Origin of the sequence: Streptomyces sp. NPDC004284 (genome assembly GCF_042874035.1) — a bacterium.
GTDB lineage: Bacteria > Actinomycetota > Actinomycetes > Streptomycetales > Streptomycetaceae > Streptomyces.
The window spans coordinates 850,282-875,882 of sequence record NZ_JBIAMJ010000002.1; the positions used below are offsets into that span (position 1 = coordinate 850,282).

27 protein-coding genes are annotated in these 25,601 nt (G+C 73.3%); 15 read left to right on the forward strand and 12 right to left on the reverse strand.

Annotated elements, in window-relative coordinates:
* Positions 1 to 50: 50 nt before the first annotated feature.
* The 5 genes from ACFYUS_RS08920 to ACFYUS_RS08940 form a co-directional block, all read right to left on the reverse strand.
* Positions 51 to 1,124: an acyl-CoA dehydrogenase family protein gene (locus ACFYUS_RS08920; protein WP_388847432.1), complete on the reverse strand. Its 1,074-nt coding sequence runs from the start codon at positions 1,122 to 1,124 to the stop codon at positions 51 to 53.
* Positions 1,121 to 2,509, reverse strand: coding sequence for an MFS transporter (locus ACFYUS_RS08925; protein WP_388847434.1), 1,389 nt, complete (start codon positions 2,507 to 2,509; stop codon positions 1,121 to 1,123). The genes ACFYUS_RS08920 and ACFYUS_RS08925 overlap by 4 nt, the downstream gene beginning before the upstream one ends.
* Positions 2,510 to 2,634: 125 nt before the next feature.
* Positions 2,635 to 3,639 carry an acyl-CoA dehydrogenase family protein gene (locus ACFYUS_RS08930; RefSeq protein ID WP_388847776.1) on the reverse strand — a complete coding sequence of 335 codons (1,005 nt, stop codon included), beginning with the start codon at positions 3,637 to 3,639 and terminating at the stop codon, positions 2,635 to 2,637.
* Positions 3,639 to 4,808 carry an acyl-CoA dehydrogenase family protein gene (locus ACFYUS_RS08935; RefSeq protein WP_388847436.1) on the reverse strand — a complete coding sequence of 390 codons (1,170 nt, stop codon included), beginning with the start codon at positions 4,806 to 4,808 and terminating at the stop codon, positions 3,639 to 3,641. Before ACFYUS_RS08935 ends, ACFYUS_RS08930 begins: the two co-directional genes overlap by 1 nt.
* Positions 4,808 to 5,665: an enoyl-CoA hydratase gene (locus ACFYUS_RS08940; RefSeq protein WP_388847438.1), complete on the reverse strand. Its 858-nt coding sequence runs from the start codon at positions 5,663 to 5,665 to the stop codon at positions 4,808 to 4,810. Before ACFYUS_RS08940 ends, ACFYUS_RS08935 begins: the two co-directional genes overlap by 1 nt.
* 45 nt (positions 5,666 to 5,710) lie before the next feature.
* Between ACFYUS_RS08940 and ACFYUS_RS08945 the strand changes: the two genes are divergently transcribed.
* The 4 genes from ACFYUS_RS08945 to ACFYUS_RS08960 are packed head-to-tail and all read left to right on the forward strand — an operon-like array spanning position 5,711 to position 9,430.
* Positions 5,711 to 6,877 (forward strand): acyl-CoA dehydrogenase family protein, encoded by a 1,167-nt coding sequence (locus tag ACFYUS_RS08945; RefSeq protein ID WP_388847440.1) that lies wholly within the window; start codon positions 5,711 to 5,713, stop codon positions 6,875 to 6,877.
* Complete coding sequence (locus ACFYUS_RS08950) at positions 6,874 to 7,662, forward strand: SDR family oxidoreductase (RefSeq protein WP_388847442.1); 789 nt, start codon at positions 6,874 to 6,876, stop codon at positions 7,660 to 7,662. Before ACFYUS_RS08945 ends, ACFYUS_RS08950 begins: the two co-directional genes overlap by 4 nt.
* Positions 7,659 to 8,270, forward strand: coding sequence for a TetR/AcrR family transcriptional regulator (locus ACFYUS_RS08955; protein ID WP_388847444.1), 612 nt, complete (start codon positions 7,659 to 7,661; stop codon positions 8,268 to 8,270). The genes ACFYUS_RS08950 and ACFYUS_RS08955 overlap by 4 nt, the downstream gene beginning before the upstream one ends.
* 2 nt (positions 8,271 to 8,272) lie before the next feature.
* Positions 8,273 to 9,430 carry an acetyl-CoA C-acetyltransferase gene (locus tag ACFYUS_RS08960; RefSeq protein ID WP_388847446.1) on the forward strand — a complete coding sequence of 386 codons (1,158 nt, stop codon included), beginning with the start codon at positions 8,273 to 8,275 and terminating at the stop codon, positions 9,428 to 9,430.
* Here the strand turns inward: ACFYUS_RS08960 and ACFYUS_RS08965 are convergent.
* The 5 genes from ACFYUS_RS08965 to ACFYUS_RS08985 form a co-directional block, all read right to left on the reverse strand.
* Positions 9,414 to 9,968 (reverse strand): VOC family protein, encoded by a 555-nt coding sequence (locus ACFYUS_RS08965; protein WP_388847448.1) that lies wholly within the window; start codon positions 9,966 to 9,968, stop codon positions 9,414 to 9,416. The genes ACFYUS_RS08960 and ACFYUS_RS08965 overlap by 17 nt on opposite strands.
* Before the next feature lie 92 nt (positions 9,969 to 10,060).
* The gene (locus ACFYUS_RS08970; RefSeq protein ID WP_388847450.1) at positions 10,061 to 11,125 is read right to left on the reverse strand and encodes an NAD(P)H-dependent flavin oxidoreductase; all 1,065 of its coding nucleotides are present in this window, start codon (positions 11,123 to 11,125) and stop codon (positions 10,061 to 10,063) included.
* Complete coding sequence (locus tag ACFYUS_RS08975) at positions 11,122 to 11,898, reverse strand: CoA-transferase subunit beta (RefSeq protein WP_388847452.1); 777 nt, start codon at positions 11,896 to 11,898, stop codon at positions 11,122 to 11,124. The genes ACFYUS_RS08970 and ACFYUS_RS08975 overlap by 4 nt, the downstream gene beginning before the upstream one ends.
* Positions 11,895 to 12,743: a CoA transferase subunit A gene (locus ACFYUS_RS08980; protein WP_388847778.1), complete on the reverse strand. Its 849-nt coding sequence runs from the start codon at positions 12,741 to 12,743 to the stop codon at positions 11,895 to 11,897. The genes ACFYUS_RS08975 and ACFYUS_RS08980 overlap by 4 nt, the downstream gene beginning before the upstream one ends.
* Before the next feature lie 14 nt (positions 12,744 to 12,757).
* The gene (locus tag ACFYUS_RS08985) at positions 12,758 to 13,531 is read right to left on the reverse strand and encodes an enoyl-CoA hydratase family protein (protein ID WP_388847454.1); all 774 of its coding nucleotides are present in this window, start codon (positions 13,529 to 13,531) and stop codon (positions 12,758 to 12,760) included.
* A 78-nt stretch (positions 13,532 to 13,609) separates the two neighbouring features.
* Here ACFYUS_RS08985 and ACFYUS_RS08990 point away from each other — a divergent pair, with 78 nt between their 5' ends.
* Together ACFYUS_RS08990 and ACFYUS_RS08995 are read left to right on the forward strand one after the other, a co-directional pair.
* On the forward strand, positions 13,610 to 14,386 hold the full coding sequence (locus tag ACFYUS_RS08990; protein WP_388847456.1) for an SDR family oxidoreductase: 777 nt from the start codon (positions 13,610 to 13,612) through the stop codon (positions 14,384 to 14,386).
* 41 nt (positions 14,387 to 14,427) lie between these two features.
* The gene (locus ACFYUS_RS08995; RefSeq protein ID WP_388847458.1) at positions 14,428 to 15,339 is read left to right on the forward strand and encodes an SDR family oxidoreductase; all 912 of its coding nucleotides are present in this window, start codon (positions 14,428 to 14,430) and stop codon (positions 15,337 to 15,339) included.
* A gap of 217 nt (positions 15,340 to 15,556) precedes the next feature.
* Here ACFYUS_RS08995 and ACFYUS_RS09000 read toward each other — a convergent pair whose 3' ends face one another.
* Entirely contained in the window at positions 15,557 to 16,504 is a 948-nt protein-coding gene (locus ACFYUS_RS09000; protein ID WP_388847460.1) for a LysR family transcriptional regulator, read from the reverse strand.
* A gap of 71 nt (positions 16,505 to 16,575) precedes the next feature.
* Between ACFYUS_RS09000 and ACFYUS_RS09005 the strand changes: the two genes are divergently transcribed.
* The 9 genes from ACFYUS_RS09005 to ACFYUS_RS09045 all read left to right on the forward strand — a co-directional run bounded on the left by ACFYUS_RS09005 (position 16,576) and on the right by ACFYUS_RS09045 (position 24,665).
* Positions 16,576 to 17,310, forward strand: coding sequence for an SDR family oxidoreductase (locus ACFYUS_RS09005; RefSeq protein WP_388847462.1), 735 nt, complete (start codon positions 16,576 to 16,578; stop codon positions 17,308 to 17,310).
* A 771-nt stretch (positions 17,311 to 18,081) separates the two neighbouring features.
* A complete protein-coding gene (locus ACFYUS_RS09010) occupies positions 18,082 to 18,864 on the forward strand; it encodes a 2-keto-4-pentenoate hydratase (protein WP_388847464.1) in 783 nt (260 codons plus the stop codon).
* A gap of 7 nt (positions 18,865 to 18,871) precedes the next feature.
* Positions 18,872 to 19,783 (forward strand): acetaldehyde dehydrogenase (acetylating), encoded by a 912-nt coding sequence (locus ACFYUS_RS09015; protein WP_388847466.1) that lies wholly within the window; start codon positions 18,872 to 18,874, stop codon positions 19,781 to 19,783.
* Between the two features lie 12 nt (positions 19,784 to 19,795).
* Positions 19,796 to 20,818 carry a 4-hydroxy-2-oxovalerate aldolase gene (gene dmpG, locus ACFYUS_RS09020; RefSeq protein ID WP_388847468.1) on the forward strand — a complete coding sequence of 341 codons (1,023 nt, stop codon included), beginning with the start codon at positions 19,796 to 19,798 and terminating at the stop codon, positions 20,816 to 20,818.
* A 25-nt stretch (positions 20,819 to 20,843) separates the two neighbouring features.
* Positions 20,844 to 21,998 carry a Rieske 2Fe-2S domain-containing protein gene (locus ACFYUS_RS09025; RefSeq protein WP_388847470.1) on the forward strand — a complete coding sequence of 385 codons (1,155 nt, stop codon included), beginning with the start codon at positions 20,844 to 20,846 and terminating at the stop codon, positions 21,996 to 21,998.
* A 1-nt stretch (position 21,999) separates the two neighbouring features.
* Positions 22,000 to 22,287: a hypothetical protein gene (locus tag ACFYUS_RS09030; RefSeq protein WP_388847472.1), complete on the forward strand. Its 288-nt coding sequence runs from the start codon at positions 22,000 to 22,002 to the stop codon at positions 22,285 to 22,287.
* On the forward strand, positions 22,280 to 23,326 hold the full coding sequence (locus ACFYUS_RS09035) for a 2Fe-2S iron-sulfur cluster-binding protein (protein WP_388847474.1): 1,047 nt from the start codon (positions 22,280 to 22,282) through the stop codon (positions 23,324 to 23,326). Before ACFYUS_RS09030 ends, ACFYUS_RS09035 begins: the two co-directional genes overlap by 8 nt.
* Positions 23,327 to 23,348: 22 nt before the next feature.
* Complete coding sequence (locus tag ACFYUS_RS09040; protein WP_388847476.1) at positions 23,349 to 24,125, forward strand: SDR family oxidoreductase; 777 nt, start codon at positions 23,349 to 23,351, stop codon at positions 24,123 to 24,125.
* A 93-nt stretch (positions 24,126 to 24,218) separates the two neighbouring features.
* Positions 24,219 to 24,665, forward strand: a complete 447-nt coding sequence (locus ACFYUS_RS09045; RefSeq protein ID WP_388847478.1) for an SRPBCC family protein — start codon at positions 24,219 to 24,221, stop codon at positions 24,663 to 24,665.
* Here the strand turns inward: ACFYUS_RS09045 and ACFYUS_RS09050 are convergent.
* On the reverse strand, positions 24,649 to 25,530 hold the full coding sequence (locus ACFYUS_RS09050; RefSeq protein ID WP_388847480.1) for an IclR family transcriptional regulator: 882 nt from the start codon (positions 25,528 to 25,530) through the stop codon (positions 24,649 to 24,651). The genes ACFYUS_RS09045 and ACFYUS_RS09050 overlap by 17 nt on opposite strands.
* Positions 25,531 to 25,601: the final 71 nt, after the last annotated feature.

The following is a 25,601-nucleotide window of genomic DNA, read 5'->3' on the forward strand; positions in this document are numbered from 1 at the left end:
CAGGAAGAAACGATCACTCCGGACGGACGGGTCACGTCGGTGCCTCCGTGTCAGACCGTGAGCAGCCCCAGGTCCGCCGCCAGGCGGGCGCGGTGCCAGGACGGCGGGCCGAAGAGCCGGGCCGAGCCGTGCGCCCGCTTGAAGTAGCGGTGGGCGTCGTGCTCCCAGGTGATGCCGATGCCGCCGTGCAGCTGGATCATCTCGCCCGCCACCGCCGAGAACGCCTCCGAGCAGGCGGACTTGGCGGCGGCCGCGTGGCGGGGCAGCTCCGGGTCGCCCGCGGCGGCGGCGAAGGAGGCGCCGAGCGCGGCCGAACGCGCCGACTCCACCAGGACGTACGCGTCCGCGAGGCGGTGCTTCACCGCCTGGAAGGAGCCGATGGGCCGGCCGAACTGGACCCGCTCCCGGGCGTAGGCCAGGGTGAGTTCGAGGCAGCGGGCGGCGGCGCCGACCTGCTCGGCGGCGAGCGCCGCGCACGCCAGGTCCAGGACGTGCGCGAGGACCCGGTCGCCCGCGCCCTCCGCCCCGACGAGCCGGCCCTCCGCCTCCGCGAGCACCACGCGCGCCTGCGCCCGGGTGGAGTCCATCGTCACGGCCCGCTCACGGCGCACGCCCGCGCCATCGGCGGACACCTCGAAGAGCGAGACCCCCGCTGCCGAACGGGCCGCCACGAGCAGGACCCCGGCTCCGGCGGCGTCGAGGACGTGCTCCTTGGTCCCGGTGATCCGCCACGTACCGCCGGGCCCGGAGGCGGCCCCGGCCCGTATCGCCGACGGATCCCACGAGCCGCCCTCGGCCCAGGCCAGGGCCCCCACCACGGCGCCCGAGGCCAGGTCCGGCAGCAGCCGCGCACAGGCCTCCGCGTCCTCCGAGAGGAGCAGCGCCCGCGTCACGAGGACCGCGGAGCCGAGGTACGGGACGGGGCTCAGCTCCCGTCCCAGCTCCTCGAGGACCACGTGGACCTCCCCGGCCCCGCAGCCGGCGCCACCGTACTCCTCGGGCACGGCGAGCCCCGCGACGCCGATCTGCTCGGTCAGCGGCCGCCAGGCCGCGTCCCCCGGGTGCCGCCCGAGCACGGCCCGTACGGCGGACCGCAGCTCTTCCTGTTCCTCCGTCGGCCTCATGCCTGTGCTCCTCTCGATGTCGTACGGGTACGGGGCCGGCCGGCCGCCGCCGGGTCCTCCGGGTCCTCCGCCGTCAGGTCCCGGCCCCGGGTCTCGGCCGTGCGCCAGACGGCGAGCGCGGTCACGAGCCCGCAGGCGACGGCGAGCACCACGAGGGGCGTGCTGCGGATGTCCTCGGAGCCGGAGAGCAGACCGCCGGCGAACACCGGGGTGAATCCGCCGCCGATCAGCGCGGCCAGCTGATAGCCGAGCGAGGCGCCGGTGTAGCGGACGCGGGTGCCGAACATCTCCGAGAGCAGCGGCCCGAGCGGCGCGTACATCGCGGACTGCACCACCTGGCCGAGGACCATGCCGAGGATCAGCGGCGTGATCGAGCGCGCGTCCACCAGCGCGTAGACCGGGTAGGCGAGCAGCACGACGCCGACCGCGCCGCCCAGCACGACGGCCCGGCGGCCGACGCGGTCGGAGAGCGCGGAGAACAGCGGGATGGACACGAGGCCCGTGACCGAGGTGAAGAGCAGTCCGGTCATCACCTCGGAGGTGGCGTACCCGATGGCCGTGGCGTACGTGAGCATGAACGTGCTGATCAGCGCCGTCAGGGCGAACGGGCCGATGCCCACGGCACACGCGAGGACCAGGTTGCGCGGCTTGCGCAGCACCTGCGCCAGCGGCACGCCGGGAGCCTCACCGGTGTCGCGCGCCTCGGCCGCCTGCCGGAACAGCGGGCTCTCGCCGATGCTGACGCGCACGTACAGGCCGATGCCGAGGAGCACCGCGCTGAACAGGAACGGGACGCGCCAGCCCCAGGACAGGAAGGAGTCGTGGGGGAGCAGCGAGGTGAGGGTGACGGCGACCGTGGAGAGCAGGAAGCCGATCGGGGAACCCATCTGCATCACACCGCTCCACAGGCCCCGGCGCCCCGGGTCGGCGTGCTCGACGACCATGAGCGTCGCGCCGGCCCACTCCCCGCCGATGGCGATGCCCTGGACGACGCGGAACAGCACCAGGAGGACGGGGGCGGCGACGCCGATCGTCCCGTACGTGGGGAGGACGCCGATCAGGAAGCTCGCCACACCCATGAGGACCATGGTGAGGACCAGCATGGACTTGCGGCCGAGCCGGTCGCCGAAGTGGCCGAAGACGGCGCCGCCGAGCGGGCGCGCCACATAGCCGGCGGCGAGGGTCCCGAAGGCGGCGATCGTGCCGACGGTGGGATCGGACTCGGGGAAGAACAGCTCGCCGAAGACGAGCGCGGCCATCGTGCCGTAGAGCAGGAAGTCGTAGTACTCGATGACGGTGCCGAGCAGGCTCGACAGCGCCACCCTGCGCAGCGGGGCGGGGTCGGAGGGTCTCGCGGGGACGTGCGGGGACGGTGCGGGGGACACGCTGAACTCCCGGGTGCGGTAGGGACGGTGGGGAGGGGCGAGCGGTGGCGGGCCGGGCGGGGAGCGGGTGGGCGACCGCTGCCCGGCCCGGAGCAGCGGGCGTCGTGCCGGAGTGCGCAGTGTGCTCAGGACGCGAGGACGCGGGCGCGGCAGGCCGCGGGGGTGCCCCAGGCGTCGCGGAGCGGACGGGCCTTGCGGATCCACAGGGCGAGGTCCAGTTCCTCCGTGTAGCCGACGGCCCCGTGGAGCTGGAGGGCGGTGCGGGCGGCGGCGTACGCGGCCTCGCCCGCCGTGACCTTCGCCGCGGCGACCTCGGCCGTGGCGTGCTTCGCCCCTTCCGCCAGGGCGAGGGCGGCCGAGTGGAGCAGCGGCTGGGCGAACTCCAGGGCGAGGAGCGTGTCGGCCAGGCGGTGCTTCACCGTCTGGAAGGAGCCGATGGCGACCCCGAACTGGGTGCGCTGCTTCACGTACTCCACGGTCCGGTCGAGCAGGGCGCGGCCGAGGCCGAGGGACTGGGCGGCGGTGGCCAGGGCGGCGACCTCGGCGGCGTGCGCGGCGGCACCGGGCACCGCCGGGCCCTGGGCCAGGACGGTGCCGCCGAGCGGGCGGGCGAGGCGGCGCGCGGGGTCGGCGGAGGGCTGGACGGGGCCGGCCGTCTCCGCCAGGCGCACGGTGTCGCCCTCGACGACGAGCACGGCGTCGGCGGCGTCGGGGTCCAGGGCGTAGGGGCTGCCGGCTCCCGGCGCGCACAGGGAGACGACCGCCTTCCCCGAGGCGATCTGCGGCAGCCAGGCGGCGGCCGCCCCCGCTTCTCCGAGTCGGTCGCCTCCGAGTCGGTCGAGGAGCGCTGCCGCCGCGACCGTCTCCACCAGCGGGCCGGGCACGGCGTGGCGGCCCAATGCGGTGAAGGCGACGGTCAGTTCGACGGGAAGCGGGCCGAGCCCGTCGTGGCTCTCGGGCACGGCGAGGGCGAACACGCCGGCCTCCGCGAGCCGGGACCAGAGCGCGCGGCCGGGCGCGGTGTCCCCGGCGGCCCAGGCCCGTACGACGGCGGGTGTGTCGGCGGCCGTGAGCATGGCGTCGAGGGAGCGGGCGAACTCCCGCTGCTCGTCGTCGAGGAGGAACCGCATCACCGGCGTCCCTTCGGGAGGCCGAGCAGCCGCTCGGCGATGATGTCGCGCTGGATCTCGTTGGTGCCGGCGTAGACGGGTCCGGCGAGGGAGAAGGTGTATCCATCGGCCCAACCGCCGTGCGCGGGAGCGTCGGTGGCCCCGTCGGAGAGCTCGCCGTACGGTCCGAGCAGGTCGAGGGCGGTCTCGTGGAGCGCGATGTCGAGCTCGGACCAGAAGACCTTGTTGAGGCTGGACTCGGCGCCGATCGAGCCCCCGGCGGCGATGCGCGAGGCGCCCGCGTAGGCGAACAGCCGGTAGGCGCGGGCGCCGATGACGGCGTCGGCGACCCGGTCGCGCAGGGCGGTGTCGGAGGGGTCGGCGGTCTCCCGCCACAGCGCCGTGAGCCGCTCGGCGGCGGCCGTGAAACGGCCCGGGCTGCGCAGGGTGAGCCCCCGCTCGTTGCCCGCGGTGCTCATCGCGACCCGCCAGCCCTGTCCGGGCGCGCCGATCACGTCCTCGTCGGGCACGAACACGTCGTCGAGGAAGAGTTCGGCGAAGGCGGGCTTGCCGTCGAGGCGCCCGATGGGCCGTACGGTCACCCCGTCGGCGTCCAGCGGGAACATCAGGTACGTGAGGCCCTGGTGCGGTTTCGGGGCGTCGGGGTCGCTGCGGAACAGGCCGAAGGCGCGGTCGGCGAAGGCCGCCCGGGACGACCAGGTCTTCTGGCCGCGCAGCAGCCAGCCGCCCTCGGTCCGTACGGCCGTGGAGCGCAGCGAGGCGAGGTCGGAGCCGGACTCGGGCTCGGACCAGGCCTGGGCCCAGATGACCTCGCCGCTCGCCATGGACGGCAGGATGCGGGCGCGCTGCTCGTCGGTGCCGTGCTCGAAGAGGGTGGGGGCGAGGAGGTTGATGCCGTTCTGGCTGACCCGGCCGGGGGCGCCGGCCGCGAAGTACTCCTCCTCGAAGACCAGCCACTGGAGGATCGAGGCGCCCCGGCCGCCGTACTCCTCGGGCCAGGAGACCACCGACCAGCGGTCGGCGGACAGGGCCGCCTCCCACTCCCGGTGGGCGGCGAAGCCCTCCTCCGTCTCCAGGGAGGGCAGGGGGACGTCGGGCACGTGGGCGGTGAGCCAGGCGCGGGCCTCGGCCCGGAAGGCGTCCTCCGCCGCGGAGAAGTCGAGGTCCATCAGGCTCCCGCCTCCTTCATGGCGCGTATGTCCATGCCGCCCAGCGCGTCGGGGGCGGTCTCGGCGTTGTGCGCGTGCGCGAGGTGGTGCAGCCCGAAGACGGAGTCCATGCCGGTGTGCAGGCCCTGGAGGTCCTCGGCCTGGTTGACGGCGCGCTTGGCCAGGGCCAGGCCCATGCGGGGCATCTCGGCGATGCGGTGCGCCAACTCCATGGTCCTCTCGGTCAGTTCACCGGCCGGGACGACCCGGTTGACCATCCCGACCTCGTAGGCGCGGCGGGCGTCCATCCGGTCGCCGGTGTAGAGGAACTCCTTGGCGATGCGCGGCGGCATCACCCAGGGGTGGGCGAAGTACTCGACGCCGGGGATGCCCATGCGGACCACCGGGTCGGCGAAGAACGCGTCCTCGGAGGCGACGATGAGGTCGCACACCCAGGCGAGCATCAGGCCGCCCGCGACGCAGGCGCCCTGCACCGACGCGACCATGGGCTTGGGCAGTTCGCGCCAGCGGCGGCACATGCCGAGGTAGACCTCGGACTCGCGGGCGAAGCGGCTCTCCGCGCCCCGCTTGTCCGAGTGGTCCCACCAGAGCCCGGCGCGCCGCTCGAACGGCAGGTGGGCGTCCCGCTCGGGGGTGCCGATGTCGTGGCCGGCGGAGAAGTGCTTCCCCGCTCCGGCGAGCACGACGACCTTGACCTCGTCGTCGTCGGCCGCGCGGTAGAAGGCGCGGTCGAGGGCGTACGTCATCGCGGAGTTCTGGGCGTTGCGGTAATCGGGCCGGTCCATCGTGACCACGGCCACCGGGCCGAGGCGTTCGTAGCGGACCGGCGCTGTGGATGCGGTGCGGGCAGCGGACATCCGCCCTCCTTCCCTAACAAGTGTTTGGTAGGTTAACGTACGGCCATGAGCAACGTCGAGGAGTTCCGCAGAGAGGTCCGCGGCTGGCTGAGCGCCAACCTCACGGGCGAGTTCGCCGCCCTGCGCGGGCGCGGCGGCCCCGGACGGGAACACGAGGCACACGCCGAACGCCTCGCCTGGGAGCGGCACATGGCCGCCGCCGGGTGGACCTGCGTCGGCTGGCCCAAGGAGTACGGCGGACGGGGCGCGAGCCTCGAACAACAGGTCGCCTTCCACGAGGAGTACGCCCTCGCCGACGCCCCCGCCCGCGTCAGCCACATCGGCGAACAGCTCCTGGGACCCACCCTCATCGCCTTCGGCACCCCCGAACAGCGCGAGCGCTTCCTCCCGAAGATCGTCAGCGTCGAGGAGCAGTGGTGCCAGGGCTACTCCGAGCCGGACGCCGGCTCGGACCTGGCGAACGTACGGACCCGCGCCGAGCTGGACGGCGACGAGTGGGTGGTCACCGGGCAGAAGGTGTGGACCTCACTCGCGCACGAGGCCGACTGGTGCTTCGTCGTCGCCCGCACCGAACCCGGCTCCACCCGCCACCACGGCCTGTCCTACCTGCTCGTCCCCCTGGACCGGCCCGGAGTCGAGATCAGGCCGATCGTCCAGCTCACCGGGACCTCCGAGTTCAACGAGGTCTTCTTCGACGGCGCCCGCACCCACGCCTCCCACGTCGTCGGCGCCCCCGGCGACGGCTGGCGGATCGCCATGGCCACCCTCGGCTTCGAGCGGGGCGTCTCCACCCTCGGCCAGCAGGTCGGCTTCCGCCGCGAGCTGGAGGCCCTCATCGCACTGGCCAAGCGCAACGGCGCGGCCGCCGACCCGCTGATCCGCGACCGCATCGCCCGCGCCTGGATCGGCCTGGAGACCATCCGGTTCAACGCCCTGCGCATGCTCGACGGCGTCGCCGCCGGAGCCCCCGGCCCCGAGGCCTCCATCGGGAAGATCTTCTGGGCCACCTGGCACCGCGAGCTCGGCGAACTCGCCATGGACGTCTGCGGGGCCGAGGGAATGCTCGCCGACGGAGAGCCGTACGACCTCACCGACTGGCAGCGGCTCTACCTCTTCTCCCGCTCCGACACCATCTACGCCGGCTCCAACGAGATCCAGCGGAACATCATCGCCGAGCGCGTCCTCGGCCTGCCCAAGGAGGTCCGCCCATGACCGGCACCCCACCCCCCTACGTGCCGGGCCACGGTCTGCTCGCCGGCCGCGACGCCGTCGTCACCGCCGCCGCCGGCGCCGGCATCGGCGGCGCCACCGCACGGCGCCTCCTGGAGGAGGGCGCGCGGGTCGTCCTATCCGACGCCCACGCCCGCAGGCTCAAGGAGACCGAAGCCGAACTCGCCGCCGAGTTCGGCGCCGACCGCGTCGCCGCCCTGCCCTGCGACGTCACCGACGAGACCCAGGTCGCCGCCCTCTTCGACCTCGCCGCCGAACGCCACGGCCGCCTCGACATCGTCGTCAACAACGCCGGCCTCGGCGGCACCGCCGACCTCGTCGACATGACCGACGCGCAGTGGGACAAGGTCCTCGACGTCACCCTCAACGGCACCTTCCGCTGCACCCGCGCCGCACTGCGCCGCATGAAGGCCGCGGGCGCCGGCGGCGTCGTCGTCAACAACGCCTCCGTGATCGGCTGGCGCGCCCAGAAGGGGCAGGCCCACTACGCCGCCGCCAAGGCCGGCGTCATGGCGCTCACCCGCTGCGCCGCCCTGGAGGCCGCCGACTACGGGGTACGGGTCAACGCCGTCTCCCCGAGCCTGGCCATGCACCCGCACCTGGTGAAGGTCACCACCCCCGAACTCCTCGAAGAGCTCACCTCGCGCGAGGCCTTCGGACGCTACGCCGAGCCGTGGGAGGTGGCCAACGTGATCGTCTTCCTGGCCAGCGGCTACTCCTCGTACCTGACGGGCGAGGTCCTCTCCGTCAGCAGCCAGCACCCGTGAGACCGGCGCCGGAGCGGCGCCGCGAGATCCTCGACACGGCGGCCGAGGTCTTCGCCGCCCAGGGGTACGACGCCACCACCGTCCGCCGCATCGCCGACGCGGCCGGCCTGCTCGCCGGCAGCCTCTACTACCACTTCGACTCCAAGGAGTCGATGCTCGACGAGATCCTCTCGTCCTTCCTGGACGAGCTGTGGGCCCGCTACGACACCGTGCTCGCCGCACTGCTCGGCCCCCGGGAGACCCTGGAGGCCCTCGTCACCGAATCGTTCCGGGAGATCGACCGGCACCGCGCCGCCGTCGCCATCTACCAGAAGGAGTCCAGGCACCTGCGGGAGCAGCCGCGCTTCGGCTACCTCGCCGGCTCGCAGCGCAGGTTCGAGGAGGCCTGGCTCAGGACCCTGGAGCGCGGCGTGGCCGCCGGGGTCTTCCGCACCGACCTCGACGTCCGGCTCACCTACCGCTTCGTGCGCGACACCGTGTGGGTCGCCGCGTCCTGGTACCGGCCGGGCGGACAGCACAGCCCGGAGGAGATCGCCCGCCAGTACCTGTCGATGGTGCTGGAGGGCGTCGCCCTCCGTGACGACACCGGACGCACGAACAAGGAGTGACCATGGCCGAGGCCTATATCGTCGAAGCGGTACGCACCCCGGTCGGCCGCCGGAACGGCGGCCTTTCCGCCGTCCACCCGGCCGACCTCGGAGCCCACGTCCTGAAGGCGCTGATGGAGCGCTCGGGCGCCGACCCGGCCGCCGTCGAGGACGTCGTCTTCGGCTGCCTGGACACCGTCGGCCCGCAGGCCGGCGACATAGCCCGCACCTGCTGGCTGGCCGCCGGGCTGCCCGAGGAGGTGCCCGGCACGACCGTGGACCGGCAGTGCGGCTCCTCCCAGCAGGCCCTGCACTTCGCCGCGCAGGGCGTCCTGTCCGGCACCCAGGACCTGGTCGTCGCCGGCGGCGTGCAGAACATGTCGATGATCCCCATCGCCTTCGCCAGCCGCCAGGCCGCCGACCCCCTCGGCCTCACCGAGGGCCCGTACATCGGTTCCGTGGGCTGGCGCGCCCGCTACGGCGACCAGCCGGTCAACCAGTTCCACGGCGCCGAGCTCATCGCCGCCAAGTGGGACATCTCCCGCCAGGACATGGAGGAGTTCGCCCTGCGCTCGCACCAGCGGGCCGCCCGCGCCATCGACGAGGGCCGCTTCGACCGCGAGATCGTCGCGTACGGGGACGTCACCACCGACGAGGGGCCGCGCCGCGACACGACCCTGGAGAAGATGGCCGGCCTGAAGCCGCTCGTCGAGGGCGGCCGGCTGACCGCCGCGGTCTCCTCGCAGGTCTCCGACGGGGCCTCCGCGATGCTGATCGCCTCGGAACGCGCCGTACGCGAACACGGACTGACGCCCCGCGCCCGCGTCCACCACCTGTCCGTCCGGGGCGAGGACCCGATCCGCATGCTGTCCGCCCCGATCCCGGCGACGGCGTACGCGCTGAAGAAGGCCGGGATGACGCTCGACGACATCGACCTGGTCGAGATCAACGAGGCCTTCGCCTCGGTCGTCCTCGCCTGGCTCAAGGAGACCGGCGCCGACCCGGAGAAGGTCAACGTCAACGGCGGCGCCATCGCCCTCGGCCACCCCCTCGGCGCGACCGGCACCAAGCTCACCACCACCCTGCTCCACGAACTGGAGCGCACCGGCGGCCGCTACGGCCTCCAGACGATGTGCGAGGGCGGTGGTCAGGCGAACGTGACGATCATCGAGCGTCTGTGACGTTCCCGAAGTCGGAGCCGAAGAGCTGCTGCCAGACCGCGTGATCGGTGCGGGGACCGCCGGGGGTCTCCGCGCCGTACGTGGCGATCTCGGCGTCGATGTCGAGCGGGCGGGTGGGCGAGGTCATCGAGGAGAGCTCCCCGGCGATCGCCGCGTCGGGGACCAGCCAGCACACCTCGAACTCGATGCCGTCGGGGTCGCGGGCGTACAGGGCCTTGGTGGAGGCGTGGTTGCTCGCCCCCGTCAGGGCCCCCGCCTCGGCGAGCCGGGTCCGCATGCGCCGCAGCTCGGCCAGGGTGTCCACCTCCCAGGCCAGGTGGTACAGGCCGACCCGGCCGGTGGCGTGCCCGGAGCCGCGCTCGGGGGACTGGAAGAGGCCGAGGTCGTGGTCGTTGGCGGAGCCCGCCGTCTGGAGGAAGGCCGCCCCGGGGAAGGCCTGCGGAAGCGGCCGGAAGCCGAGGAGGTCGCGGTAGAAGGCGAGGCTGCGCTCCAGGTCGGAGACGAAGAGGACGGCGTGGTTCAGCCGCTGGATGGGCATGGCGGTTCCGTTCGGGTCAGGTGCGGGGTGGAGCGGGTGGAGACACATGTCCGCCGGGGTGAAGGTACCCCGGCGGACCTGTGTGTGACGGGTCAGTCCACGGCGGGCAGGGCGCGGAGCGCGGCCCGTGCCTCGGCCATGAGGCGGTCGACGAGTTCGGCGCAGGACGGCAGGTCGTCGATCAGGCCCGCGACCTGCCCGGAGGCCATCACGCCCAGGTCGGTGCGGCCGTCGACCATGGACGCCTTGAGCAGCATCGGGGTGTTGGCCGCCAGCAGGACCTGGCTCCAGGTCAGGTCCTTGCCGTGCTTCATCGCCAGGCCGTCCCGGACCATCTGCGGCCAGCTCATGCCGGACTCGCGCCGGAAGGCCGCCGCGTGCCGGACCGCGCGGAGGAGCGAGGCGGCCCGGCCCGAGCGTTCGAGCGCGTCGACCAGCTCCGTGCGCAGCATCCGGTGCGGCAGCCCGTCCACCTTCGTGGTGACGGTGACGTCCGTGACCGCCGCGGCGAGATAGCGGGCCTTGACCGCGTCGGGGACGGTGCTGTCGGAGGTGAGCAGGAAGCGGGTGCCCATGGCGATCCCGGCGGCGCCGTAGGCCAGGGCCGCGACCAGGCCGCGCCCGTCGTGGAAGCCGCCGGCCGCGACGACCGGGATGTCCACGGCGTCCACGACCTGCGGGAGCAGGACGGTGGTGGCGACGCTGCCGGTGTGGCCGCCGCCCTCCCCGCCCTGCACGATCACCGCGTCCGCGCCCCAGGCCGCGACCTTCTCGGCGTGCCGCCTGGCCCCGATGGAGGGGATGACGACGACTCCCGCGTCCTTGAGCCGGGCGATCAGCTCGCGGGACGGGGCGAGCGCGAAGGAGGCGACCTTCACGCCCTCGTCGATGATGATCCGCACGCGTTCGGCCGCGTCCCCGGCGTCCGCGCGCAGGTTCACGCCGAACGGCGCGTCCGTACGGGACTTGACCTCGCGCACCGCGGAGCGGAGCTGGTCGACGGTCATCGTCGCCGAGGCGAGGATGCCGAGCGCCCCGGCGTCGGCCGTGGCCGAGACCAGGCGGGGACCGGCCACCCATCCCATGCCGGTCTGCACGACGGGATGCCGCACCCCGACGAGTTCGGTGAGCGGCGTCGCGAGGGTGGCGTCGCTCATGAGGGGACCTCCCGGTCGCGCAGCCCCTTCGGGTCGATCTCCTCGCGGATCAGCCGCAGTTCCTCGGCGGTGGGCTCCCGGGTGTACGGCACCTCGTCGGGGACGGTCAGCGCGAAGCCGGTGGCCGCCACGACCTCCTCGACCGTGACGCCGGGGTGCAGCGAGCGCAGCCGCATGGTGCGGTCCGGGGTCTCGAAGTCGAAGACACCGAGGTCGCTGATGACGTCCGGGAGCCGGTGGAAGCGGGTCGCGGAGGGGCCGGCCGCGGCGGCCCGGTCGTAGCCGACGCCGGAGACCATGTCGACCCGCTCGACGAAGACGCGCGCCGAGTGCTTGGGGACCCAGTAACTGGTGGGATTGTTCAGGGTGTTGACCGGTGCTCCGCGCACACCGAGGAGCTGGCGCCTGGGCCGTGCCCAGTCGCCGATGCAGCTGATGTTCTGGTTGCCGTACCGGTCGATTTGGCTCGCGCCCATCATCACGTGCCGCCGCCCGGTGGAGACCAGGGCCAGGTGCTGCCGGTACGGCAGCCAGCCCTCCACCACCCGGGGCGCGGCGCCGACCGCCGGCACGTCGGCGATGAGGAGCGCCTCCCCGTCGGTCAGGAGCAGGTCGGGGGAGAAGGTGAGCTTCGCGAGGCGGGCGCCGATCATCGGGACGGTGCCCATCGGACTGGCCAGGACCTCGCCCGCGTCCCGCCACGCCTCGGCGCAGGCGACGACGCAGTACTCGGCACGCGTGGCCGCCGTCGTGGTGCTGTCGGTGCCGCTCACGCTTCCTCCTTCTGGAACGCCGCGACCGCGGCCTGGTAGGCGTCCTCGTCGCCGGACAGGAACCGGGCGGTGAACTCCCGCCAGGCCTCCGGGTCCCGGGCCGCCTTGGCGTAGGCGCGCTGGAAGGCCTCGTCCCGGTCGTAGTCGGGGGCGCAGGAGGTGAAGTGCGCGCCGTTCGGGGTCTCCACGACGCCGTCGACGAACGCCCGCTTGAGCAGCAGCGACTGCGGCCCCGCGTCCTTGAGCAGCTCCGAGGTCTCCACGATCCGCTCGCAGGAGACGTACGCGGCGTCCGCGGCCTCGCAGAACAGGTCGTCGAAGTACGGGTCGGGGCCCAGGTACTGGCCGTTGCCCTGCGCGTCGGCGCGGTTGAGGTGGACGAGTGCGGCGTCCAGGTGCAGCGCGGGCACGGCGACGAGCTCCTCGCGGTCGTCGTACGGGGACGTCACCGTCCGCAGCGACGGGTTGACGGTCATCACGTCCGAGGCGAGCCCGGCCCGGATGGGCATGAACGGCAGCCGGTGCACGGCGGCGGTCAGGCCCCACATGACCATGGCCTCGTCCAGCTCCACCAGTTCGAAGTCGCCGCGCTGCCGGGCCGCGCCGAAGTGCGGCTCCAGCGGTATGGAGTCGAGCGTGGCGAAGGCCGCGACCAGCTTGCGGATCTTCCCGGCCTCGGCGAGCAGCCCGACGTCCGGGCCGCCGTACGAGACCACGGTCAGATCGGTGACGTCCGAGCGCAGCAACGCCCGGACCAGCGCCATCGGCTTGCGCCGCGATCCCCAGCCGCCGATGCCGATGGTCATCCCGCTCCGGAGGCGGCCCACGACCTCCTCGGCGGTCATCGTCTTGTCCCTGCTCACGACTGCTGCTCCTTGTCCTCGCCGGAGGTGTCTTCCTTGCCGAAGGCGTCGCGGACCCGGTCGGCGACGCCGCTGAGGTTGGCCTCGAAGGTGAAGCCCTGCTCGAAGCGGTAGCTGCGGTGGACGTCCACCGGGTCGATGCCGTTGATCGCGGCCTTGGCGAGCCGGATCAGCTGCCCGTCCTTGGCCGCGATCTCCCGCGCGAGTTCGAGCGCCGCGTCGAGCAGCCGCTCGCGCGGGACGACCCGCCACACCGAGCCGTGCCGGTGCAGCTCCTCGGCGGTGACGGTGCGCGAGGTGTAGTACAGGGCCCGCATCAGCTGCTGCGGGACGAGCCGGGCCAGGTGCGTGGCCGCGCCGAGCGCGCCCCGGTCCAGCTCGGGCAGGCCGAAGGTCGCGTCCTCGGAGGCGACGATCGCGTCGGCGTTGCCGACCAGGCCGATGCCGCCGCCGAGGCAGAAGCCGTGCACGGCGGCGACCACCGGCACCTCGCAGTCGTAGACGGCGGCGAAGGCCTCGTAACAGCCGCGGTTGGCGCCCAGGAGGGCGTCGTGCCCGGCCGTGCGCTGGATCTCCTTGATGTCGACGCCGGCGTTGAAGCCACGGCCCTCCGCGGTGAGGACGACGCAGCGCACCTCGGGATCGGCTCCGGCGGCGCGGACCGCGGCGGCGAGGTCGTACCAGCCCTGTACGGGGAGGGCGTTGACCGGGGGGAAGTCGACGGTGACGACGGCGATGCCCTTGTCCGGGGCGGAGGTGGAGACACCCATGAGCAGATCAGCTACCTTTCCACCAAACGTTTGTTAGGTGGAAGATAGCAGCGGTTCGCGCGCTGCGGGAGGTGTCCCTTGCCAGTCACCATCGATCTGACGGGATCCGTCGCCGTCGTCACCGGCGGCACACGAGGCGTCGGCGCCGGAATCGCCAGAGCCCTGCTCGACGCCGGCGCGGAGGTCGTGACCTGCGCGCGCCGGGCCCCCGACGAGCCCGTCGAGGCGGGCGGGCGCACGGCCCGCTTCCTCCCCGTCGACCTGCGCGACCCGGCCGCCGTCGCCGGCTTCTTCGAGCAGGTGCGCGAGGACCACGGCAGGCTGGACGTCCTGGTCAACAACGCCGGCGGAACCCCGTTCCGGATGCTCGGCGACGGGAGCGCCGAGCAACAGGCCCGCGTCCTCGAACTGAACCTCGTCGCGCCGCTGACCGCCTCCCTCGCCGCGTACGAGGTCATGCGCCTCCAGCGCGGCGGCGGTTCGATCATCATGATCGGCAGCGTCAGCGGCACCCGCCCCTCACCGGGCAGCGCCGCCTACGGGGCCGCCAAGGCGGGCCTGGACAACCTCGCCCGGTCCATGGCCGTGGAATGGGCACCGCTGGTACGGGTCAACACGCTCGTCCCCGGCATGGTGCGCACCGAACTCTCCCACCTGCACTACGGGGACGAGGACGGCATCGCCTCCGTCGGCCGCACCGTGCCCCTCGGTCGGCTCGCCGAGCCCACCGACATCGGCGACGCCTGCGTCTTCCTCGCCTCCGACCGGGCCGCGTACATCACCGGCGCCAGCCTGCTCGTCCACGGCGGCGGGGAGCGTCCGGCCTTCCTGGACGCGGCCACGGTCAACAAGTGAAACCCCACCCCTCACTCACCACTCACCGAAAGGCCCACACCATGACCGGACTGTGCAACGGACGCGTCGTCATCGTCACAGGCGCAGGCCGCGGACTCGGCCGCGCGCACGCGCTCGCCTTCGCCGCCGAAGGCGCCAAGGTCGTCGTCAACGACCTCGGCGTCGGCCTCGACGGCACCGGAGGCGGCGCCGGGCCCGCCCAGCAGGTCGTCGACGAGATCATCGCGGCGGGCGGCGAGGCGGTCGCCCACGGCGGCGACATCGCCACGTCCGACGGCGCGGCCTCCCTCGTCACCACGGCGCTGGACGCCTTCGGCCGCCTCGACACCCTCGTCAACAACGCCGGTTTCCTGCGCGACCGCATGCTCGTCAACCTCGACGAGGACGACTGGGACGCCGTCATGCGCGTCCACCTCAAGGGCCACTTCCTGCCGCTCAAGCACGCCGCCGCGCACTGGCGCGCCGAGGCCAAGGCCGGACGCGAGCCCGTCGCGCGGGTGATCAACACCAGCTCCGGCGCGGGCCTGCTCGGCAGCGTCGGCCAGGGCAACTACTCCGCCGCCAAGGCCGGCATCGTCGGCCTCACCCTCGTCGCCGCCGCCGAGATGAGCCGCTACGGCGTCCAGGTCAACGCGATCGCCCCCGCCGCCCGCACCCGCATGACCGAGCAGACCTTCGCCGAGACGATGGCCGCCCCCTCGGGCGCCGCCTTCGACGCCATGGCCCCCGAGAACGTCTCCCCCCTCGTCGTCTGGCTCGGCTCCGCCGCCTCGGCCGGCGTCACGGGGCGTGTCTTCGAGGCCGAGGCCGGCCGCATCACGGTGATGGAGGGCTGGCGCCCCGGCCCCACCGCCGACAAGGGCGCCCGCTGGACCCCGACGGAGGCGGGCGAGACGGCCCTGAAGCTCCTGGCCGCCTCGGAACCGCCCCAGCCGGTGTACGGCACGCGCTGACGCCCCCGCGCGTGCCCGCCCGTCCCGCGGGCCGGGCGGGCGCGCGGGACGGCGCCCTCCGCGCCCTGATCCGCACGACGAGTGCCGGGCCCCGTACGGACAAGTGCGGTGCGGGACCGGCCGGATCGGCCTTCGGGGAGGATCGGTCCGGGTTCCGGCGGGAGCGGTCGGGCGCGGGGACGAGGCGGCACGCGCAGGGCGGCGGGTGAGGGGGGCGTCAGTGGGCCAGTGCGGTCATGTGGTCGGGATGGCGGGCGGCGACGTCGTGGGCGGCTCGGACGAAGGCGGCGACGGCCGTGGAGCGCGAGGTCTCCGGCCAGGCGACCACGACCGCGCTGGGGCTGAGGCCGGTGACCGGCCGGTACGCGATGTCCGGGCGCTGGTGCCGCTCGGTGGTGGAGAGTGCCAGGAACGCCACCGCCTGGCCCAGCGCGACCACCTCCAGGAGTTGCTCGACGCCGGCCACGAGCGGCCCCTCGGGAGCGGCGGCCGGCGCCGAGCCCGGGTGGCCGTCGCCTGCTTCCGCTCCGTCGCATCCCGTGTAGTGGGCGGTGTGGGAGGGGGAGGCCCCTTTCCAGCGGGGGATCGGTTCGCCCTCGAGGTCGGTCAGCCGCAGCCGCCGACGTCCGGCCAGGCGGTGCGCGGCGGGGAGAACGGCCAGGCGCGGCTCGACCACGAGCGTCTGGAAATCCAGCCCTCGACCGTCGAACGGGCTGCGCAGCAGCGCCACATCGGCACGGCCGTCCCGCAGCATGGCGATCGGCTCTCCGCTGCCGCCGACGACGACTTCGGGCGGCGGCAGATGCGCACCCGTGTCCCGGTAGGCGGCGAGGATCTCCCGCAGCAGCCCGGCATCGCCTCCCGGCTTGACCGCCACGACGAGCCGGGGCGCCGGCTGACCGGCCCGGCGTGCGCGCCGGGCCGCCGCGTGCACCGCGTCGACCGCGATCCGGGCCTGGTCGAGCAGCACCTGACCGGCGTCGGTCAGCCTCACCTGCCGGGTGGTGCGCTCCAGCAGGCGTACCCCGAGCCGGGACTCCATCTGAGCGATCGCCTTCGACAGCGGGGGCTGCGCCATCCCCAGGCGTTGCGCGGCCCGGCTGAAGTTCAGTTCCTCGGCGACCGCGATGAAGTACCTCAGCTCCCGCACTTCCAGCTCACTCATATCCGTGGACTATAGATCCAGAGTCTTCTGGTCTTTCCCCGAAGCCCGTGGGCGAGGGGAGGCTGGGTGCCATGACGACTTCGCAGAAGACCGCTCTGATCACCGGCGCGAACAAGGGGATCGGCAAGGAAACGGCACGCGGGCTCGCGGCCCTCGGCATCACCGTGCTGATCGGCGCCCGCAACACCGAGCGCGGCGAGGCGGCGGCCGAGGAGCTTCGCGCCGGCGGCGCCGACGTACGGTTCGTACCGCTGGACGTCACCGACGAGATCTCGGTCCAGGCCGCCGCCGAGCACATCGACGCCACGTTCGGCCGCCTCGACATCCTCGTCAACAACGCCGCGATCGCCACCGGACCGCAGAAACCGAGCGAAACCCCCGCCGCCACCGTCCGACAGGTCTACGAGACCAACGTGTTCGGCGTCATCGCGGTGACCCACGCCATGCTCCCCCTGCTCCGCCGCTCCGCCGCCGCCCGCATCGTCAACATGTCCAGCGAACTCGGCTCCCTCACCCACCTGGCCGACCCCGGCAGCCCGTGGTCCGCCTACTCCTCGGTCCTCCTCCCGTACTGCACCTCGAAGAGCGCGCTGAACGCGATCACCGCGCTCTACGCCGATGAACTGCGCGCCGAAGGAATCCTGGTCAACGCGGTGAGCCCCGGCTACTGCGCGACCGACCTCAACCGCCACACCGGGACCCGCACGGTGGAGGAGGGCGCGGCCGTCGCGGTCGACCTGGCGACCGCCGGCGAGGACGGCCCGACGGGCGCCTTTCTGACCGAGGACGGCCCGATTCCCTGGTGAGACCAGGCCGCGTCGAGGGCTGGGCCGCGAGCCGGCCGGCGGTTTCCACCGCGCTGGTGCGCCCGTCGTGTTCACGCGGCATGCGCACGACGGTGGCGGGTGAGGGGTGCCGGACCTTCTTCGTGCCGGTGATGAGAACGAGGCGTTCGGCGATGTCGCGCAGCCCCCACTCCTGATCGCGCAGCCCCCACTCCTGATCGCGCAGCCCCCACTCCTGATCGCGCAGGCGGAGGGCCATGGACGGCGTCGACCCGTCGGTGACGCCCGGGCCGCTTGTGCTCGTGGACGACGGGGGAGTCGAGCCGCGTCGCGGGACCGCCGGGCGGTCGGGGGCCGGGCGCAGCCGAGGCGGACGCGCCCGGCCGGTGCGGCGCCGGCGCCCACCGGCCGCGGTGGCCCGGTCCGCATCGGCCCCGGCCCGCGTACGGCGGGGGTCGGCACGCTGAGCGTCTCGGGGGGTCGGGGGACGAGCTCGTCGAGATCCGCTCCCGGGGCCTTCATCCGATGGTGAAGGCCCCGAGGAGCCGCGAAACCCGTTCGGCCGACCCCTGCGGGAGCGTCCCGACGACACGCGAAGGCGCTGCGGCAGGTGCTGCCGGATCGGCCTGGCTCCGTCAGGAGCGCTCGGGCCCGGCGGCTCCGGGGCGGGTGCCCTCGTCGTGGCCGGTCCCGGGAGGGTTTCCCGCTCACCGGGAACTGGCGCTCCCGGGGCGTGGCGGCACCGGCCTAGCCTCGCCGGACAGTCGCAACCGCCCGCAGGAGGGACCCGCCATGCTCACGGACCGCCAGAGACACGAGGCGGCCGAGCTGCTCCGCTCCGCCGAAGAGAACGTCGCGCCGATCGCCCCGCTGACCGAGGCGTTTCCGGGTGTCGACACCGAGGACGCGTACGAGATCCAGCTCGTCAACATCCGGCACCGCCTCGCGGCAGGGGCGGAGGTGCGCGGTCACAAGGTCGGGCTGTCGTCCCCGGTCATGCAGCGGATGATGGGAGTCGACGAGCCGGACTACGGCCATCTGCTCCACGACATGGAGCTCCGGCAGGAGATCCCCGTCCGCGCCGCCCGCTACTGCCGGCCGCGCGTCGAGGTCGAGGTCGGTTTCGTCCTCGGCGACGACCTGCCGGGGGAGGGCTGCACCCCGGCGGACGTCCTCGCGGCGACCGAGCGCGTCGTGCCCGCACTGGAGCTGATCGACAGCAGGATCCGCGACTGGCGGATCACCATCGCCGACACCATCGCGGACAACGCCTCCTCCGCCGGATACGTCATCGGTGAAGGACGGGACCCCCGCGAGCTGGACCTCAAGGCGATCGACGCCCGGTTGAGCAGCGGTGGCGAGCTCCTCGCCGAGGGCCGCAGCGACGCCGTGCTCGGCGATCCGGTCCTCTCCGTCGCCTGGCTGGCCCGTACCGTCGCCCGCTTCGGCGTGCCCCTGCAGAAGGGGCACGTGGTGCTGCCCGGCTCGTGCACCCGGGCCGTCGACGTGGCGGCGGGGGCGACCTTCACCGCCGAGTTCACCGGCCTTGGCTCCGTCTCCCTCTCGTTCATCTGAGGTGATCATGACCATCAAGACACAGGCGACCGCCGCCATCGTCGGCTCCGGCAACATCGGCACCGACCTGCTGTACAAGCTGCTCCGCTCCGAGCACGTCGAACCCCGCTGGATGATCGGCGTCGACCCCGCCAGCGAGGGCCTCGCCCGCGCCGCCCGCGCCGGCCTGGAGGCCAGCCACGAGGGCGTCGACTGGCTCCTCGCCCAGGACGAGAAGCCCGACATCGTCTTCGAGGCCACCAGCGCCTACGTCCACCGGGCCAACGCCCCCCGCTACGCCGAACTCGGCATCAAGGCGGTCGACCTGACCCCGGCCGCCGTCGGCCCCGCCGTCGTACCGCCCGCGAACCTCCGCGAGCACCTCGACCGGCCCAACGTCAACATGATCACCTGCGGCGGGCAGGCCACCATCCCCATGGTGTACGCGGTCTCCCGCGTCGTCCCCGTCGCGTACGCGGAGATCGTGGCCTCCGTGGCCTCCGTCTCGGCCGGCCCCGGAACCCGCGCGAACATCGACGAGTTCACCCGCACCACCTCGCGCGGCATCGAGACCATCGGCGGCGCCGCGCGCGGCAAGGCCATCATCATCCTCAACCCGGCCGAGCCGCCCGTCATCATGCGCGACACCGTCTTCTGCGCCATCCCCGAGGACGCCGACCGGGCCGCCATCACCCTCTCCGTCAAGGAGATCGCCGAGCAGGTCGCCACGTACGTCCCCGGCTACCGGCTGCGCGCCGAGCCGCAGTTCGACGACCCCCGCCCCGAGAACGGCGGGATGGCCCGCGTCGCGATCTTCCTGGAGGTGGAGGGCGCCGGCGACTACCTGCCGCCCTACGCCGGAAACCTCGACATCATGACCGCCGCCGCCACCAAGGTCGGCGAGGAGTTCGCCAAGGCGATCCTCGCCCCCGGCGCGTAAGGAGCACCCCGCATGCCCTACTCGGACACCCTCGACATCCGGATCACCGACTCCTCGCTGCGCGACGGCTCCCACGCCAAGCGCCACCAGTTCACCGCCGAGGACGTGCGGTCGATCGTCGCCGCCCTCGACGACGCCGGCGTCCCGGTCATCGAGGTGACGCACGGCGACGGACTCGGCGGATCCTCGTTCAACTACGGCTTCTCCAAGACCCCCGAGCAGGAACTGATCAAGGTCGCCGTCGACACCGCGCGGCGGGCGAGGATCGCCTTCCTGATGCTCCCGGGCCTCGGCGTCAAGGACGACATCCGGGCCGCCCACGGCAACGGCGCGAGCATCTGCCGCATCGCCACCCACTGCACCGAGGCCGACATCGCGGACCAGCACTTCGGACTCGCCCGCGAGATGGGCCTGGAGACCGTCGGCTTCCTGATGATGGCCCACTCCACCACCCCCGAGAAGCTGGCCCGGCAGGGCCGCGTCATGGCCGACGCGGGCTGCCAGTGCGTGTACGTCGTCGACTCGGCCGGCGCGATGGTCATGGACGACGTCACCGCCCGGGTCGAGGCCCTCGTGGCCGAGCTCGGCGGCGACGCGCAGGTCGGCTTCCACGGGCACGAGAACCTGGCCCTCGGCACCGGCAACTCCATCGCCGCGATCAAGGCGGGCGCCCTCCAGATCGACGGCTCCACCCGCCGGCTCGGCGCCGGCGCCGGCAACACCGCCGTCGAGGCCCTCGTCGCCGTCTGCGCCAAGATGGGCACCCGTACCGGCATCGACGTCCTGAAGATCATCGACGCGGCCGAGGACGTCGTCCGCCCCGTCATGGACGAGGAGTGCCGGCTCGACCGCCTAGCCCTGCTCATGGGCCACGCCGGCGTCTACTCCAGCTTCCTCAAGCACGCCTACCGGCAGGCCGAGCGCTACGGCGTCTCCGGCGCCGAGATCCTCCTGCGCGCGGGCGAACGCCGCCTCGTCGGCGGCCAGGAGGACCAGCTCATCGACATCGCCGTCGAACTCGCCGCACAGAACTGAACCCACGGAAACCAGGAGGGACGAGATGACTGCTCTCAACGACGAGGTCAGAATCATCGAGACGGGCAGGCCGCCCGCGCGCTTCGCCCGCGGCTGGCACTGCCTCGGCCTCGCCGACGGCTTCAAGGACGGACAGCCGCACGAGATCGAGGCCTTCGGCACCAAGCTGGTGGTCTTCCAGGGACAGGACGACGGACAGCTGCACGTCCTCAACGCCTACTGTCCCCACATGGGCGGCAACCTCGCCCAGGGCAGCGTCAAGGGCGACGCCGTCGCCTGCCCCTTCCACGACTGGCGCTGGTCGGGCGACGGGCGCTGCGCCGGCATCCCGTACGCCCGCCGGGTCCCGCCCCGCGCCAGGACCCGCGCCTGGATCTCCCTGGAGCGCAACAAGCAGCTCTTCGTCTGGAACGACCCCGAGGGCAACCCGCCGCCCCCCGAGGTCACCGTCCCCGAGATCGCCGGCATCCACGGACCGGACGCCGACCAGTGGAGCGACTGGACCTGGAAGACCCTCCGCGTCGAGGGCGCCAACTGCCGCGAGATCGTCGACAACGTCGTGGACATGGCGCACTTCTACTACGTCCACTACGCGTTCCCCGAGTACTTCAAGAACGTCTTCGACGGCCACGTCGCCACCCAGTACATGGAGAGCAGCCCCCGCGGAGACATGGAACTGGGCACCCTCAGCTCCGGCCGACTGCGCTCCGACGCCTCCTACTTCGGCCCCTCCTACATGATCGACCACCTCTACAGCGACGTCGGCGGCGGCGCGGAGATGGAGATCGTCCTCATCAACTGCCACTACCCGATCGACGAGAACAGCTTCCTGCTCCAGTACGGGGCGATCGTGAAGCGACTCCCCGGGATGACGGACGAGCAGGCCGCCGAGGCCGCACGGCTCACCGCCGAGGGCGCCACCGTCGGCTTCGAGCAGGACGTCGAGATCTGGCGGAACAAGACCCGGATCGACAACCCCCTGCTCACCGAGGAGGACGGTCCCGTCTACCAACTGCGCCGCTGGTACGAGCAGTTCTACGTCGACGTCGCCGACGTCAAGGACGAGATGACCCGCCGCTTCGAGTTCGAGATCGACACCCAGCGCGCCAACGCGGCCTGGCGCGCCGAGGTCGAGGAGAACCTCGCGCGCCGCACGGCGGAGACCGGAACCGGAGCCTGACATGCGAGCGGTGGAGTGCGCGGCCTGTGGCAACCAGGTCCTGTGCGAGAAGTTCAGCGTCGCCCACACCTCCGTGCAGTGGACGGCCGACGCGGCCGTCGCCTGCGCGGAGTTCCGCGACCGGGTGACCCCCGGCGGGACCACCGCGCGGATGCGGACCTGCCGGGCCCTGCGGGCGAGCATCGACCGCGCGGTCGAGGACGGCAGCCTGACGGTCAGCACGCTGGAGCCGGTCGGCCCGGAGTCCGGCACGGCAGGCACCGCAACCACGGAGGCCGACGATGCCTGAGCCCACGACCAGCCCTCGCACCCACCGGCTGCGCGTCGTCGAGGTCATCGCCGAGACGGCCGACGCGCACTCCCTGGTGCTCCAGGCGCCACCGGAGAGCGCCGACCGCTTCACGTACCGCCCCGGGCAGTTCCTCACCCTGAAACTGCCCGGCGCGGACGGGAGACCGGCCGCCCGCTGCTACTCCCTCGCCAGCTCGCCCCACACCGGCGAGCCCCTGAAGATCACCGTCAAACGCGTCGCCGGCGGGTACGGCTCCAACTGGGTCTGCGACCGGCTCGCGGCCGGGGACGAACTGGAGGTGCTGCCCCCGGCCGGCACCTTCACCCCCGACTCCCTCGACGGCGACCTGCTCCTCGTCGCCGGGGGGAGCGGCATCACCCCCGTCCTGTCGATCGCCAAATCGGCCCTGGCCGAGGGCCGGGGCCGGGTGGTGCTGCTGTACGCCAACCGGGACGAGTCCTCCGTCGTCTTCCGCGACGAACTGCGGGCGCTGACCCAGGAGCACCCGCACCGGCTGCTCGTGCTCCACTGGCTGGAGTCGCTCCAGGGCCTGCCCTCCGTGGACCGCCTTGCCGCCGCGCTCGCGCCGTACGCCGACCGCGAGGCCTTCGTCTGCGGCCCGCAGCCGCTCATGGACGCCGTCGAGCGGGCCCTGCGCGCGCTCGGCGCGCCCGGCGACCGCATCCACCGGGAGCGGTTCTTCTCCCTCGGCGCGGACGTCTTCGACGCCCCGGCGGTGCCGGTGGACGCGGCGGGGGAGGACGGGGCCACGGCCGAGGTCGAACTCGACGGCGAGACCCGCACCGTCGCCTGGCCGTCGACGGCGCCGCTGCTCGACGTGCTCCTGGCCGCGGGCGTCGACGCCCCGTACTCCTGCCGGGAAGGCGCGTGCAGCGCCTGCACCTGCCGGGTCGTGGCGGGCGAGGTCAAGATGCTCCGCAACGACGTCCTCGACGAGCAGGACATCGCCGAGGGATACGTCCTGGCCTGCCAGGCCCTGCCCCTCACCGACCGGGTCGAGATCACCTACTCCTGACGCTTCCGACGAGGAGACCGCCATGTCCCGAACCTGCCTGGTCACCGGAGCCGCCTCCGGCATCGGCCGAGCCACCGCGGCCCTGCTCCGGGAGCGGGGCCACACCGTCGTCGGCGCCGACCTCGCCGAAGGCGACATCCACGCCGACCTGTCCACGCCCGAGGGCCGGGCGGCACTCGTCGCCCGGGCCGGCGAGCTGACCGGCGGCCGTCTCGACGCCGTCGTCTCCTGCGCGGGCGTCGCCCACTTCGACCCCCTCACGGTCAGGGTCAACCACTTCGGCGCCGTGGCCACGCTCGACGGTCTGCGCCCGCTGCTCGCGGCCGGCACCGACCCGAGGGCCGTGGTCGTCGGCTCCGTCGACTCCGTCCACCCGACCGACCCCGCGATCGTGGACGCCGCGCTCGCCGGGGACGAGGACACGGCGGTGGCCGCCTCCAGGGCGGCCGTCGACCGCGGCGAGGGACACCTCGTCTACTCCTCCTCCAAGGCGTCGATCTCCCGCTGGGTCCGCCGCGCCGCCCCCACCGGCGCGTGGGCCGGCGCGGGCATCCCGCTCAACGCCGTGGCCCCCGGCGTGGTCGTCACCCCGCTGACCCGACCCCTGCTCGACGACCCGGAGATGCGGGGGCTCGTGGAGAAGAGCGTGCCGATGCCGCTGCACGGCCACGCCCGCCCCGAGCAGATCGCCCCGCTGATCGCCTGGCTGGCCTCGCCCGAGAACGCCCTCGTGACCGGGCAGGTCGTCTTCGCCGACGGCGGCGCCGACGCGGTCCTGCGCGGTGACCGCACCTGGTGAACACGGCGGAACCGGACGGCCAGGGGCACCCGCGCGGGTGCCCCTGGCCGCACACCCGTACCCGTAGTTCCTGTCCGTCCTGAGGAGACGCCCGTGAACCCCCGTACGCTCGAACGCTCCGCCGTCCTTCCGGCCGCCCCCGACGCCGTGTGGGCGGTCGTCGGAGACTTCGGCGCCCTCGCCGACTGGCACCCCCACGTGCCGCCGTCCACCCTTGAGGACGGCGGCGACCCCGCCGCCCCCGGCACCGTCCGGGTCTTCGCGGTCGACGGCGTGGCCGTCGCCCGGGAGCGCCTGCTCGACCGCGACGAGGCCGCCCGCTCGTACCGCTACGCCCTCCTCGACCCCGTCGTGCTCCCGGTCCACGACTACGTGGCGACGCTCGCCGTGCGTCCGCACCCCGACGGTGCCGAGGTCCGGTGGTCCGCCGCCTACCGGAGCGCGGACGAGGTCGTCGCCCAGGTGGAGGCGGTCTTCGGGGACGGGACCTACGGCACCGGGCTCGCCGCCCTGCGGGCGCGCTTCACATCCAGTCGCTGAACCGCAGCCAGGCCATCATGTTGTCCATCGAGGGCTGGGGCAGCGCCTCGGCGGCCGCCGCACCGGCCGCCGGGGAGCGCTTCTCCGACTGCCGCCCCGGCCCGAACATCGACTGCCACACCGACCGCGCGCAGCCGCGCACGGCCGGGGCGAGCCGCTCCATCTCCCGGTGGACGCCGTGGCCGCTCACCGAGATCGCCGCGATGGCCCGGCCGGCACCGCGCAGCGGAGCGGCCACGCAGAAGACCCCCCGGTACCCCTCCTCGTGGTCGAAGGCCACGCCGCGCTCCCGCGTCATCGCCAGCTCGCGGCGGAAGGACTCGGGGCGGGTGAGGGTGCGCGGGGTGCGCGGCCGCAGCCCGTCCCGTATCACCTGCTCCACCGGTCCCGCGTCGCCGAAGGCCAGGATCGCCTTGCCCGAGGCCGTGCAGTACGCGGGCTGCCGTCCGCCCATGCGCGAGGGCACGACGGAGTCGTCCGAGCCGCCGATCCGCTCCAGATAGACCACCTCGGAGCCGTCGAGGACGGTGAGGTGCACCAGATGGCCGGTGGACTCGTGCAGCGCGTGCAGATGGGGCAGGGCCGCCCGGCGGAGCCGGTTGTGGTGCGAGGCCATGGCGCCGAGCTCCAGCATGCCCATGCCCAGCCGGTAGTCGCGGCCCTCGCGCTCCAGCCAGCGCAGCTGCACCAGCTGGTCGAGGATGCGGTGCGCGGAGGACCGGCGGATGCCCGAGCGCTGCACGACCTCGGTGAGTGTCAGTCGTGGCCCCGCGCTCTCGAAGGCGCTCAGCACCTTCGCCGCCTTCTCCAGCAGGGACAGCGGCGCCGTCCCGGCCTCGACAGCCTCGACAGCACTGGTCGTCATCGGCACCTCCCACACGGACAGCACAGCCGATCGACCCCTGGCTGGGTCCGTAATCTCCGGTATTGCGTGGA

Coding starts and splice junctions, on each gene's coding strand:
- dmpG (WP_388847468.1), top strand. CDS start 19,796: ATGCCCTACTCGGACACCCTCGACATCCGGATCACCGACTCCTCGCTG.
- ACFYUS_RS09040 (WP_388847476.1), top strand. CDS start 23,349: ATGTCCCGAACCTGCCTGGTCACCGGAGCCGCCTCCGGCATCGGCCGA.
- ACFYUS_RS08950 (WP_388847442.1), top strand. CDS start 6,874: ATGACCGGCACCCCACCCCCCTACGTGCCGGGCCACGGTCTGCTCGCC.
- ACFYUS_RS09035 (WP_388847474.1), top strand. CDS start 22,280: ATGCCTGAGCCCACGACCAGCCCTCGCACCCACCGGCTGCGCGTCGTC.
- ACFYUS_RS08995 (WP_388847458.1), top strand. CDS start 14,428: ATGACCGGACTGTGCAACGGACGCGTCGTCATCGTCACAGGCGCAGGC.
- ACFYUS_RS08970 (WP_388847450.1), bottom strand. CDS start 11,125: ATGAGCGACGCCACCCTCGCGACGCCGCTCACCGAACTCGTCGGGGTG.
- ACFYUS_RS08940 (WP_388847438.1), bottom strand. CDS start 5,665: ATGTCCGCTGCCCGCACCGCATCCACAGCGCCGGTCCGCTACGAACGC.
- ACFYUS_RS08945 (WP_388847440.1), top strand. CDS start 5,711: ATGAGCAACGTCGAGGAGTTCCGCAGAGAGGTCCGCGGCTGGCTGAGC.
- ACFYUS_RS08935 (WP_388847436.1), bottom strand. CDS start 4,808: ATGGACCTCGACTTCTCCGCGGCGGAGGACGCCTTCCGGGCCGAGGCC.
- ACFYUS_RS09030 (WP_388847472.1), top strand. CDS start 22,000: ATGCGAGCGGTGGAGTGCGCGGCCTGTGGCAACCAGGTCCTGTGCGAG.
- ACFYUS_RS09025 (WP_388847470.1), top strand. CDS start 20,844: ATGACTGCTCTCAACGACGAGGTCAGAATCATCGAGACGGGCAGGCCG.
- ACFYUS_RS08985 (WP_388847454.1), bottom strand. CDS start 13,531: ATGGGTGTCTCCACCTCCGCCCCGGACAAGGGCATCGCCGTCGTCACC.
- ACFYUS_RS08965 (WP_388847448.1), bottom strand. CDS start 9,968: ATGCCCATCCAGCGGCTGAACCACGCCGTCCTCTTCGTCTCCGACCTG.
- ACFYUS_RS09000 (WP_388847460.1), bottom strand. CDS start 16,504: ATGAGTGAGCTGGAAGTGCGGGAGCTGAGGTACTTCATCGCGGTCGCC.
- ACFYUS_RS09005 (WP_388847462.1), top strand. CDS start 16,576: ATGACGACTTCGCAGAAGACCGCTCTGATCACCGGCGCGAACAAGGGG.
- ACFYUS_RS08960 (WP_388847446.1), top strand. CDS start 8,273: ATGGCCGAGGCCTATATCGTCGAAGCGGTACGCACCCCGGTCGGCCGC.
- ACFYUS_RS09050 (WP_388847480.1), bottom strand. CDS start 25,530: ATGACGACCAGTGCTGTCGAGGCTGTCGAGGCCGGGACGGCGCCGCTG.
- ACFYUS_RS08930 (WP_388847776.1), bottom strand. CDS start 3,639: ATGCGGTTCCTCCTCGACGACGAGCAGCGGGAGTTCGCCCGCTCCCTC.
- ACFYUS_RS09010 (WP_388847464.1), top strand. CDS start 18,082: ATGCTCACGGACCGCCAGAGACACGAGGCGGCCGAGCTGCTCCGCTCC.
- ACFYUS_RS08920 (WP_388847432.1), bottom strand. CDS start 1,124: ATGAGGCCGACGGAGGAACAGGAAGAGCTGCGGTCCGCCGTACGGGCC.
- ACFYUS_RS08980 (WP_388847778.1), bottom strand. CDS start 12,743: ATGACCGCCGAGGAGGTCGTGGGCCGCCTCCGGAGCGGGATGACCATC.
- ACFYUS_RS09015 (WP_388847466.1), top strand. CDS start 18,872: ATGACCATCAAGACACAGGCGACCGCCGCCATCGTCGGCTCCGGCAAC.